At 38.5% G+C, this 10,810-nt stretch carries 14 protein-coding genes; 8 read left to right on the plus strand and 6 right to left on the minus strand.

Going from position 1 to position 10,810, the window contains the following annotated elements; all coding sequences use genetic code 11:
• Positions 1 to 118: 118 nt before the first annotated feature.
• Positions 119 to 946: a DUF2935 domain-containing protein gene (locus V7137_RS12870; RefSeq protein ID WP_335698456.1), complete on the plus strand. Its 828-nt coding sequence runs from the start codon at positions 119 to 121 to the stop codon at positions 944 to 946.
• 39 nt (positions 947 to 985) lie between these two features.
• Here V7137_RS12870 and V7137_RS12875 read toward each other — a convergent pair whose 3' ends face one another.
• The 3 genes from V7137_RS12875 to V7137_RS12885 all read right to left on the minus strand — a co-directional run bounded on the left by V7137_RS12875 (position 986) and on the right by V7137_RS12885 (position 4,052).
• Positions 986 to 1,897: an EamA family transporter gene (locus V7137_RS12875; protein ID WP_335698457.1), complete on the minus strand. Its 912-nt coding sequence runs from the start codon at positions 1,895 to 1,897 to the stop codon at positions 986 to 988.
• Between the two features lie 268 nt (positions 1,898 to 2,165).
• The gene (locus V7137_RS12880; protein WP_420490122.1) at positions 2,166 to 2,888 is read right to left on the minus strand and encodes a GTP cyclohydrolase II; all 723 of its coding nucleotides are present in this window, start codon (positions 2,886 to 2,888) and stop codon (positions 2,166 to 2,168) included.
• Positions 2,889 to 2,951: 63 nt separating this feature from the next.
• A complete protein-coding gene (locus tag V7137_RS12885) occupies positions 2,952 to 4,052 on the minus strand; it encodes an FAD-dependent monooxygenase (protein WP_335698459.1) in 1,101 nt (366 codons plus the stop codon).
• Between the two features lie 203 nt (positions 4,053 to 4,255).
• On the opposite strand from V7137_RS12885, the gene V7137_RS12890 reads away from it, so the two are divergent.
• Positions 4,256 to 4,570, plus strand: coding sequence for a winged helix-turn-helix transcriptional regulator (locus tag V7137_RS12890; protein WP_335698460.1), 315 nt, complete (start codon positions 4,256 to 4,258; stop codon positions 4,568 to 4,570).
• 84 nt (positions 4,571 to 4,654) lie between these two features.
• On the opposite strand, the gene V7137_RS12895 is transcribed toward V7137_RS12890, so the two are convergent.
• Positions 4,655 to 4,822 carry a hypothetical protein gene (locus V7137_RS12895; protein ID WP_335698461.1) on the minus strand — a complete coding sequence of 56 codons (168 nt, stop codon included), beginning with the start codon at positions 4,820 to 4,822 and terminating at the stop codon, positions 4,655 to 4,657.
• Positions 4,823 to 4,965: 143 nt separating this feature from the next.
• Here V7137_RS12895 and V7137_RS12900 point away from each other — a divergent pair, with 143 nt between their 5' ends.
• From V7137_RS12900 to V7137_RS12910, 3 genes are read left to right on the plus strand one after another with little or no spacing between them, the layout of a single operon-like run.
• Positions 4,966 to 5,391: a DMT family transporter gene (locus V7137_RS12900; RefSeq protein ID WP_335698462.1), complete on the plus strand. Its 426-nt coding sequence runs from the start codon at positions 4,966 to 4,968 to the stop codon at positions 5,389 to 5,391.
• Positions 5,392 to 5,440: 49 nt separating this feature from the next.
• A complete protein-coding gene (locus V7137_RS12905) occupies positions 5,441 to 6,136 on the plus strand; it encodes a Crp/Fnr family transcriptional regulator (RefSeq protein WP_335698463.1) in 696 nt (231 codons plus the stop codon).
• A gap of 33 nt (positions 6,137 to 6,169) precedes the next feature.
• Positions 6,170 to 6,673: a DMT family transporter gene (locus tag V7137_RS12910; protein ID WP_335698464.1), complete on the plus strand. Its 504-nt coding sequence runs from the start codon at positions 6,170 to 6,172 to the stop codon at positions 6,671 to 6,673.
• A gap of 51 nt (positions 6,674 to 6,724) precedes the next feature.
• On the opposite strand, the gene modB is transcribed toward V7137_RS12910, so the two are convergent.
• On the minus strand, positions 6,725 to 7,381 hold the full coding sequence (modB, locus tag V7137_RS12915) for a molybdate ABC transporter permease subunit (RefSeq protein ID WP_335698465.1): 657 nt from the start codon (positions 7,379 to 7,381) through the stop codon (positions 6,725 to 6,727).
• Between the two features lie 6 nt (positions 7,382 to 7,387).
• Entirely contained in the window at positions 7,388 to 8,194 is an 807-nt protein-coding gene (gene modA / locus V7137_RS12920; RefSeq protein ID WP_335698466.1) for a molybdate ABC transporter substrate-binding protein, read from the minus strand.
• A gap of 156 nt (positions 8,195 to 8,350) precedes the next feature.
• Here modA and V7137_RS12925 point away from each other — a divergent pair, with 156 nt between their 5' ends.
• The 3 genes from V7137_RS12925 to V7137_RS12935 form a co-directional block, all read left to right on the plus strand.
• Entirely contained in the window at positions 8,351 to 9,286 is a 936-nt protein-coding gene (locus V7137_RS12925) for a helix-turn-helix transcriptional regulator (RefSeq protein ID WP_335698467.1), read from the plus strand.
• A gap of 288 nt (positions 9,287 to 9,574) precedes the next feature.
• A complete protein-coding gene (locus V7137_RS12930) occupies positions 9,575 to 9,838 on the plus strand; it encodes an ArsR/SmtB family transcription factor (protein ID WP_335698468.1) in 264 nt (87 codons plus the stop codon).
• Between the two features lie 79 nt (positions 9,839 to 9,917).
• The coding region (locus tag V7137_RS12935; protein ID WP_335698469.1) for an alkene reductase at positions 9,918 to 10,810 on the plus strand (893 nt) is incomplete at its 3' end.

Consider the following 10,810-nt stretch of genomic DNA (forward strand, 5'->3'; position numbering starts at 1 on the left):
CCATGCAAGCACTTTTTTGGTTTAATTTTATAGGACTTAGAGAAATTAGGAATTAATTTATTCTTTCATAACTCTCTTTTTAATATATATATAAGGGAATAAAGGGGGAGAGATCATTTTGAACAGCAATGTGATTTCGTTATGGGAGGAACAGTTATTTTGGCTAGAAATATTACAAGATCATGCCTATTTTGTACGAGATCATCTTTCTGTAAGTGAAGGTGAATATGTCAACACATCCCAACAGTATATCAATTTATTTGGGGAGTTAATTGCGACATTAAGCACTATTCCTCGTTCGGTTACTTATACAAATGACTCAATGATTTATTTTTCCAAGAGAGCATGGCAGGCAGCGAAAGGATATTTTGAATTTGAAGGGAAGCTGCAGGCGCTTAGAATAGATAATAAGGTGAATTTAAATTTATCGCCAACCTACCTAAACGGAACATTAGCGGAAAATCAAGAATATCTGAGATTTTTAAGTTTTTTGGTCTCTGGAAAAGAGCCTTTACCTCTTCCTTTAGAAAATCTTATGGATTTATGGCTAGAGGACCAGCTGGGACATGCCGTTCTTTTTAAAAATATCATTGATCCAATTGAAATAATGGTCAGTAATCAAGCGGATCTGTATATTGGTAAATTTCAAGTATTTATCGTTCAAAATCACCACATGAAAGGCTATTTGCGGTTTAAAGAGCCAGGCTTTGCTCGTCAAACCGAATTTGCTTATGAGGTGGGAAAAACAACCCTGGAGATGAACAATTTTGTCTACAATATGGTGATTAAATATAAAGAAAATAAATTGATGAATAAAACCACTTTACGATTTTTAGAGCATCATTTTCCCGAAACCTGTTACTTTATAAAGAAGTTAAGTTTCTACGCCCCAAGTTTACAGGAAGAAGCAAGTAAATGCTCTTTAAAAAGACCATCCTATCACTAAAAAAGGGGCGACACCCAAGGGTGCTCCCCCTTGCTAATCTTAAAATACCGATTTACTTTCCAAAGAAACAGACTTCATTTTCGTAGCAGGTTTTTTAACATTCGCTGCCACAATTCCGCCTAAAATGAGGACCACTCCGAACCATTGTGACAAGCTTACGTTCTCAGCTAGGACCAATGAGGATAAGATCACAGCAATCGGAAGTTCAGAGGCAGTCAAGATGGTTCCAAGTCCTGGGCCGACATGCTTCATTCCAATTGAAAATAAGAGCGGTGGCAAGGCTACGCCAAGTAACCCGAGGAACAATCCATATGGTGCTACTCCCGTTATTACTGGTAAATGGAGCAAATTCGTTGGCTGAAAAACCAATAAAACCGTGATCAGCCCGCCAGTGGACATGAGGGCACTTTTCTGTACAGGTGGTGTATCTTTTCCCACGGAGCTGCTGAGAAAGATGAGAGCGGTATAGGTTACAGCTGAAAGCAGTCCCCAAACAGTCCCCTGCCAGGATAATTCTACGCCGCCTTCTGTAATAATGCCGGCTGCAAGAATAGAGCCGATAATCAGTATACCAATCGAAACCATTTTTCCGGTGCTTGGTATCTTTTTATAAACCATCCACTCAATAAATGTGCCAATCCATACAAATTGAAATAAAAAGATGATGGCAAGTGAAGCATCAAGGGTTTGCAGGGACTGATAATAAAACACACCCGTTAATCCAACGGGAATTCCTGATAATAGTAATTTACTAATGTTCGGCAGTGTAAGTTTTTTCTTCTTTGAAAAAAGTGCCACGATCCAAATAAGCAAGGTCCCAAGTAGGAATTGACTTCCTGTTACCTCTTTCACGGTAAAACCAGCCGAGTAAGCTAGCTTTACAAAGGTTGATAAAACTCCGTAACAGCATCCGCCTAAAAAAACAATTAGTGCATAGTGCCAAGTTTTCATTTTTTCTTCCCCTTTCAATAGTGAATCCAAGTAAAAAAAATCGCGTTTTGCCCCTAGGTTCTGTTTTTAGACAACAAAAAAGCCACACAGCTCTCGCATGAGAACTGTGTGGCGAAAATAGAGATATCTCTAAAAAAGTCCACAACAAATAAATGAATTTTGGTATTTAATTTGACTCTGTTACTTTAAATTAAATGACACGAAATGTCAATAACGAACATCGGAGCGAACGGTGGCTAGTCACCTTCTACTATCAAACAGGTGCTTGTTATGCCATATGTCCGGATTTTTTTACTTTCGTCTGTAAGTATTTTTCATTATACTCGGAGATATCGCCCCAAAGAGGAGTTCGTCCAGAAACCGGTGCACCAGCAGCTTTTAGGGCTTTAAGTTTTTTCGGATTGTTGGTGATAAGGGTGACAGGTTTTGTTCTTAGCGCTTTAAGAACTTCGATAGCATCATCGTAATTCCTTGAATCATCTGAAAAACCAAGACCTTCATTAGCCTCCACTGTATCGTATCCATTTTCTTGCAGAAGATAGGCCATTGCCTTGCTAAATAAGCCAATTCCTCGGCCTTCATGATTGGCTAAATAAAATAACGCTCCTGCTCCATGTTCGACAATCATTTTCATCGATTGTTTGAGTTGAAAGCCGCAATCACAGCGCTTGCTTCCAAAAATATCTCCAGTATGACAAATCGAATGCATTCTGATTAATGCATCCTCACCATATTCAAAATCCCCATAAACAAGAACACTCGACTGTTGATATTCAGCTAAATTTGCGGAAGATAACTGATCAATGATTTGCTGGAAATCTTCTGATACATTTTCGCTCTTTAGCCAGCTATACCATTTAAATTCAACCGTTTCTCCGTATAAATTAACTGGTAGCTTAATTGGTCCCACTAGGTAAATCGCTTCATCACCGTTTTTTATTAGTTTTATTTTATCCTCTAAAAAAGAGAGAGCATCTGCTTTTAATTCTATTTGTTCCACTATGAATTCCCCCAATTCCATATTTTCATAGATTTATTCCGACTCTGATCTCTCTTAAGAAAGGACAGGAACAGCAAAATTGTCTTGATAGGTCGTCTCTTTCACCCATTGCTGATGCTGCAGTTTTTCAGTATGATCACGTCGTGCTTGTTCGAATCTTTTTAATTGTGCCTTACTTAGATTCTGTTTGTCGAGTGCTTCGCTCAGAACTTCAGCTAATACATCTGCATCTAAGAGGGCGCAATTGATTCCAAATGCACCAGTTGGACTCATCGTGTGTGCTGCATCGCCCATAATCACCAATCCGTCCCTCACCCATGTTCGACTATGAGAGCTTTGTACTTTTAATAAAATAAAATCGTCCCATGTTTGAATCTGTGTACGGATGGTTTCGACTAACTCTGGGAATGCCTCACTCACTTGTTCAATAAACGGTGCACATGATTGCTTCTTCAAAGATGGATACGAATTTTCTTTAATATTCCAGCCGATTTGAATGAAACCGCCAGCCTGGGTAAATAAAGCTAACTGATCTCCATTTACCAATGCATTTTTAATGGTTGGCTCCCAGCCTGCTGGCCTATGAATTTTTGCCCAAAGTAAATCATATCCATGTGTTATCGTTGTATAAGGCATCTCTGCCAGTTTTCGTACAGTCGAGAAGCGTCCATCGGCACCAACAACAATTTTGCTGTTTATCGTCACTTCTTGTGCTCCATTCATTGCTTTTAAACCAGTTACACAACCCGTATCATTAAACATTAACTCTGTTATCTTTGTCCCCATCATCAGCTTGAAATTCTGATAAGGTTCAGATGCTCGAATCAACACACTTAACAAATTTTTTTGTGGGACATGAATGCCGACATGCTCTTCACCGGCACCAGGTGTAACCGTCTTTATTACCTTTCCGTGCTGCCAATATTCCACCCGTTCCATTAATAACAGTCCAGTATCTTCCACCTGTTCATATAGTCCATATTTTTTTAACACTCGTTCTCCGTCCTGGTTGAGATGTTCACCTCGGAATTCCTTGTCAATCCCAGTGTGTCGTTCGAGAACAATAGTTGAGATGCCTTTCATCGCAAGCAAATATCCAAGTAAAGCGCCGCCGGGACCTGCACCTACAATGCAAACATCGGCCTCAAGGTTCATATTTAATAACCACCTTATTAACTGTCTATGATGTATTGACGAATCGTTATTGATTAAAGTAAAATATTTATAGTTAATGATTATTCGTTAGTTAGTTACTTTATGTAAGTAATTATATTTTTAAAACTAAAATATGTCAATTAAATTTGTTTAGCAAGTTAATTATATTGTTAAATGCAACAGGCTATGAGGGGGGAAGATCAATGGATGAGTCAGTCATGTGTCCTCGATTTGAAAAAGCGATGGGAATAATGAGCCAGCGCTGGACAGGATTGGTTATTTATCAGCTGCTAACAGGCCCAAAGCGTTTCTGCAGCTTGGAAGCTTCTATGGGGATAAGCGGAAGGGTCCTTTCAGAGCGACTGAAAGATTTAGAAAGTCAAGGGATTGTGAAACGTGAGGTGTTTCCGGAAACGCCTGTCCGTATTGAGTATTCCCTTACAGATAAGGGACTCGCGTTAAAGCCAATCGTTGAAGAAATTGAAAAATGGTCACAAACCTGGCTGACAATTGAATAGGATTAGTTTTTTAGGCAACTTTTGCTCAATTCGTCACTCTGAGCCGAGGTTGCCTAGTTTTTTTGTAATTAAAAAAGCAACCAATTACGGCTGCTTCTTCTGATTTGTTGACTTTGATTTTACATCAGTTTGTTCGAACGCCTCAGCAAATTCCTCTTTCATCGTTTGGAGATTTTCTTCCGTCCGGGTATCCCAAATACTATATTGGATTTTATTGGGTAAATCCTTGCCATCATCTCGCAAAATTGCCATCACCTCCATTTCATATCGTCTCAATTAAAAGAGTAACTATGCGGCAGGTTCATACAATTTTTGAGTTGAGGACATATGTCCTATTCAAACTGCTTGGAGATATCTTTTAATAAAGAGAGAAATCGAAATGAGGGGAGAAGAATATGAAGGGGATTATCTTTGCGTTTTTAGGCGGGGCATTTATTACCCTGCAAGGAATTGCGAATACACGAATTAGTCAAGATATTGGCACATGGCAAGCAGCCACAATTACTCAGTTGACGGGGTTCATACTGGCTTTCATCATCTTAATGTTTGTTCGAGATGGTAAATGGCACGGCTTTAAACAAGTGAAACCATTATATTTATTTGGAGGCGCGTTTGCAGCGATTGTCATCTTCAGCAATGTCCGTTCGATTGAGGAAATCGGTGTAACCCTTAGTATATCGGCGATCCTGATTGCACAGCTAACATTAACGTTTATTATAGATAGTAACGGATGGTTCGGCCTTGAAAAGCAGAAAATGAGACTGCCGCAGTTTATTGGCATAGGGATGATGATAGTAGGTGTGGTAATCCTAAGGTCATAATCGCCAAGTGATTCCAAACTGTTGCAGGTGAAAATGGAGGTGAACCCGAGTGAAAGAACGAAACGATCTGGAGCAATTGCACGCTTATATCCAAACCTATCAATTAGAATCGATATTTCATGAACCATTGATTCCGCATTTGTCGCTGCACAGGTTTGACCAAGGTGAACTGATTTGTTCCCAAGGGGAAACATCAGAGTATTTGTATGTCCTTGTTAAGGGAAAAGTGAAAATCTATATCAGTTCGCCAGAAGGAAAAACACTCATTCTTTCTTTTAAGAAGCCGCTTGAAGTGATCGGCGATATTGAGTATGTCCGCGGCATTGAAATCATCAATACGGTTGAGGCGGTATCCCCGGTTTGTATGATTGGTATTCACCATCGCTGGTTGAAGAAATATGGAAGTAATCATGCACCGTTCCTGCAATTTTTATTGGATATTATCACGAAGAAGTTTCAGCTTAAAAACAATTCGATGACCTTCAATATTATGTATCCTGTGGAAGTACGCTTGGCTAGTTATCTATTGTCGGTTTCCGTTGATGAATCGGATACACATTATAAAGACCAACTAAGTATCAGTATCAAGGATGCCGCCAATTTAATCGGAACAAGTTATCGTCATTTAAATCGGGTCATCACCCAATTTTGTGAAGAGGGACTGATTGAACGCAATCGAGGTTCCATTTTCGTTAAGGACAGAAATGGATTAAAGGACCTCGCTGGGGATAATATTTACGAATAACGTTGGTATATCAATAATGGGGAGAGAAATCGGATGATTATAGGATTATTGTTTGCCATCATTGCCGGCTCGCTGGTTGGTTTGCAAAATATATTTAACAGTAAAGTCAATGAACGGGCAGGGTCATGGGCAACGACAACTTTAGTATTAGGGATGGGATTTATCGCTTCACTGACATTCGGACTTCTTTTTGAAGGAGGACAGTTATTCCACTTGGAAAATATGAAGCCGTGGTACTGGTTTAGCGGTATGATTGGTGTTGGTGTGGGGGTGTGTCTCGTGCAAGGGATCAAACGCCTTGGACCAACCTATGCCATTGCGATCGCACTGACCTCACAATTGCTGATAGCGTTACTGGGGGATTCATTAGGCTGGCTAGGACTTAATAAAGTACCGTTTACTATCAATCAATTGATTGGAGTACTGGTCATCGTCGGCGGGGTTATCGTCTTTAAATTCGGTGGCAGCGGTGTGGGCCAGAAAGTGTTTACTTGGCCATTTGCCAAAGGGAATAAAGTTTCCGAATTTCAAAAGTAGTTAAAAGGGGGGAGAACTAATCAAACATTTGATTAGTTCTCTTTTCGCTCATCAGGATTTAATGAGATGAACACATATTAACATTAAAAAAGAAATACCAATCATACTCATTACCCATAACCAAGCCAATTCTAAATTGCCTGAATCAATGGCAACATATATTGCGGTTGGAATGGTTTGGGTTTTCCCAGGGATATTACCAGCGAACATTAGAGTGGCACCAAACTCGCCTAATGCTCTTGCGAAGCTTAATATGGCACCGGAAATGATTGCTTTCATTCCTAGAGGAATGGAAATACTCATAAATAATTTGAATTCATTAGCCCCGTCAACACGAGCCGCATTCTCAATATCCTCATCAATAGCTTCAAATCCTGTCTTAGCCGATTGATACATAAGAGGAAAAGCCACAATGGTAGAGGCAATCACAGCTGCCCACCACGTAAACATAACAGGTTGATGAAAAGTCCATTCTATCAATCTTCCTACTGGACTACTCCTGCCAAATAAAACAATTAGCAAGAACCCCACGACTGAAGGTGGCAATACTAATGGTAAAAGGAAAACCGTTTCAAGAAAGACTTTTCCTTTGAATTTCGTATTAGACATAACTTTTCCGAACAATAACCCTAGGATTAATACCCATACTCCTGAGACAGAGGCTATCTCAATAGATAATCTGACTGGTGACCAAAAGTCAGTTGTCATTGAATATTATTTTAATCCTTTAAATCCATACTTTTCTAAAGTCTTCATAGATTTTTCATTTTGAAGATAATCGTAGAATAGTTGGGCTTCTTTAGGATGGGTACTGTTCTTAATCACACCCAAAGGATAAATAATAGGTCCATGAGTATTTTCCTCTGCGGTTGCTACAATCTTAACCTTATTAGAAATCATTGCATCTGTTTTGTAAACGATTCCCGCATCAACATTGTTTGTCTCAACATATGTAAGCACTTGGCGAACATCCTTAGCATAGACTACTTTCCCTTCAACGGCTTTCCAGACATTTAATTTTTCTAATGTCTCCTTAGCATATTGGCCAGCTGGTACAGCCTCTGGGGTACCAATGGAAATTTTATTTGTTTTGGTAAGGTCTTCAAATGCTTTAATCCCTTTATTGGAATCGTTTGGAACCACTAACACCAGTTCATTTCCAACTAAATCTGTTCCTTTAGTCTTTTCGATTAGTCCGTCCTGCACCAATTTATCAAATTTGTCCTCAGCGGCAGAGAAGAAAAGATCGACAGGTGCTCCCTGAGAAATTTGTTGCTGCAGTGCTCCGGAAGCACCAAAATTATAGTTTACGATTACATTAGGGTGTTCCTTTTCAAAAGTTGCTTTAATGTCATTTAAGGAATTTTGTAAGCTTGCTGCAGCTGAAATTGTCAATTCCACTTTCTTATCAGAAACTTCTTGTTTTTGCTCCTCTTGCTTTTTAGTTTGTTCATTGGTTGCACAACCTGACACGACTAGTAATAACATCATTGTGAAAAATAAAAGATATCGTTTTTTCATTCGTCCTCTTCCTCTCATTCTAAATATAACTAAATATAACTAATTATAATTAGTTATAACGATTATAGATATGAAAAAAATCACTTTTTCATTATTTTTATTAGGAATATACTTTTTAACAGGCAGTAAGTTAAAATAAAGAATGGAGGGATGCAAATGTCAAAGGAGCTTTCCTATACGATTGAAGAGGTTTCACAGCTTTTGAAAGTCTCAAAATTAACCCTTTATGACCTTGTTAAAAAAGGGGAATTACCTGTATTCCGTGTAGGAAGACAGATGAGAATAGATGCAATGGACTTGGAAATCTATATTAATAATCATAAAACCAATCAGAATCCTACATTTCAATCCCCTGGTGTCGATCTTCACAGGAATAAAACCATGGATTCACATAACATTGTCATTAGTGGACAAGACCTGGTTTTAGATATTCTAGGTAAACACATCGAGAAAAATTCACCCTATAAGCCATTAAGATCCTTTACAGGAAGTTTAAACAGCCTTATCTCTATGTATAACGGAGAAGGTGACATTGTTAGCTTGCATCTATTTGATGGGGATACAGGCGAGTATAATCTACCATACATAAAAAAAATTTTAGTGGGCTTTCCTTTTATATTAATTAACCTTCTTTCTAGAAAAGCAGGTTTGTACGTAAAAAAAGGAAATCCTTTAAATATCACCACTTGGACTGATTTGAACCAAGCTGATGTGAAAATCATAAATAGAGAGAAAGGATCTGGAGCGCGGATTCTTCTTGATGAAAAACTTCGAATCAACGAGATTCCTTCTAGGAACATTAAGGGGTATGAGCACGAAGAGAGCAATCATTTAAGTGTGGCATCAGCTGTCTCTACTGGAATAGCTGATGTAGGAGTCGGAATTGAAAAGGCTGCAAAAATTGTTGGAATCGATTTTGTTCCATTAATAACAGAAAAGTATGACTTGGTTATTCTAAAGACTCCCGAATCTGAACGACTAATAAATACCGTAAAGGGAATTTTATCCTCCCATCAATTTCAGTCAGAAGTTAACTCTTTAGGAGATTATGATACTTCTCAGACAGGAAAAATTATATACGAGACCTATTAAAAAGAAGGCTGTTGGAATTCATAAAGGGTTCCGTTTTTGGGTGCTTTCTCTATATTTACCAAGGATTTTAAACCTTTTTTATGGGTTCTTACATTACAATTGACAACATTTATTATTATTCCTTTTATTTAGGCATCATGAAGTGGAAATCAAAATCACATTCTTAAAATAAGAAAACAACCTTAGAATTAAAAAATGGAAAAGCAATCTCTTGACAAAGCATCTCTGATTAAATACAATATTTCTAGAAATACTGAAATAAGAATTGCTGAAAGGAGGTTTTTAGCGGTGAATGATGATATTGCAGTAAAAGTCTATAAGGCACTAGGTGAATCGACTCGTTTACAAATCGTAAAATTACTTGCAGGGCAGTCAGAGTTAGCTTGCCTGGAAATGGCAGATCAATTAAAAGTCCCTGCCAATTCAACATTGACGCATCATTTAAAACCTTTACTCGATTGCGGATTATTAGCAGTTCGCAGAGAGGGAACCTTCAGATATTACAGTTTACAACGAGAAGTCCTTGCACAATACGCTCCCGCTTTACTTTAATGTTAAAGCGGAATAATTTTAATTTCAATTTCAGTATTTATAGAAATATCGAATAATCGAAATGAATGGAGGAAAATGTATGAGTCAAATTAGCAAAGAAACAAATTCTTGGGGAAATTTAAAAAATGGTTTAGAAAGTAAATTGTTTGAACCGATAAAAATCGGAGCTTGGGATTTACGCTCTCGTATCGCAATGGCACCGTTAACAAGATCCTTTGCAGATGATCAGACGGGCGTAGTAGGAGAGGATATTGTTGAATATTACCGAAAACGTGCTGCCGATGGAGTTGGTTTAATCATTTCAGAAGGAACCGTCATTAGTCCTCGTGGAAAAGGCTATCCTGGAATTCCAGGCATTTATTCAGACGAACAAATTAAGGGATGGAAAAAAGTAACGGATGCTGTGCATAAAGAGGGAGGAACAATGATCGCTCAAATATGGCATGTTGGTCGTTTATCTCATCACGAGCTTGCTGGAAATCTGCCTCCTCAAGCACCATCTGCTATTCCAGCTGAAGGCCTTGTCTCTCGTTTCCGGAAGCCATATGATGTTCCTGAAGAAATGACAATTAAAGATATTAATGAAGTAATCAATCAATATGCGCAGGCTGCGAAAAATGCAATAGCAGCAGGTTTTGACGGTGTGGAAATTCACGGTGCCCACGGATACTTAATTGACCAATTTAATTCAGATATAACCAATCATCGTACAGACGAATATGGTGGTGACCTTGCTCAAAGATTAACGTTCATGAAGGAAGTAATTAAAGCAGTTATCGACGCAATCGGTTCAGAACGAACATTGATCCGATTCTCTGCTCATAAAGCAGATATACCAAATTACATGTGGGAAGATCCAGAAATGGCTATTCGTACATTTGTTGAGGCATTTAAGGAAGCGGGTGCAACCATGATTCACCCATCGATTATGCAATTTGATCGAGTGCTTGCAAATGGAAAAACGATGCATCA

It is taken from the genome of Neobacillus drentensis, from assembly GCF_036962765.1.
GTDB classification, from domain to species: domain Bacteria; phylum Bacillota; class Bacilli; order Bacillales; family Cytobacillaceae; genus Neobacillus; species Neobacillus drentensis_C.

Excerpts from the sequence above, each read along its gene's own strand:
- V7137_RS12875 (WP_335698457.1), bottom strand. The coding sequence starts at position 1,897 with ATGAAAACTTGGCACTATGCACTAATTGTTTTTTTAGGCGGATGCTGT.
- V7137_RS12885 (WP_335698459.1), bottom strand. The coding sequence starts at position 4,052 with ATGAACCTTGAGGCCGATGTTTGCATTGTAGGTGCAGGTCCCGGCGGC.
- V7137_RS12890 (WP_335698460.1), top strand. The coding sequence starts at position 4,256 with ATGGATGAGTCAGTCATGTGTCCTCGATTTGAAAAAGCGATGGGAATA.
- V7137_RS12895 (WP_335698461.1), bottom strand. The coding sequence starts at position 4,822 with ATGGCAATTTTGCGAGATGATGGCAAGGATTTACCCAATAAAATCCAA.
- V7137_RS12900 (WP_335698462.1), top strand. The coding sequence starts at position 4,966 with ATGAAGGGGATTATCTTTGCGTTTTTAGGCGGGGCATTTATTACCCTG.
- V7137_RS12910 (WP_335698464.1), top strand. The coding sequence starts at position 6,170 with ATGATTATAGGATTATTGTTTGCCATCATTGCCGGCTCGCTGGTTGGT.
- modB (WP_335698465.1), bottom strand. The coding sequence starts at position 7,381 with ATGACAACTGACTTTTGGTCACCAGTCAGATTATCTATTGAGATAGCC.
- modA (WP_335698466.1), bottom strand. The coding sequence starts at position 8,194 with ATGAAAAAACGATATCTTTTATTTTTCACAATGATGTTATTACTAGTC.
- V7137_RS12925 (WP_335698467.1), top strand. The coding sequence starts at position 8,351 with ATGTCAAAGGAGCTTTCCTATACGATTGAAGAGGTTTCACAGCTTTTG.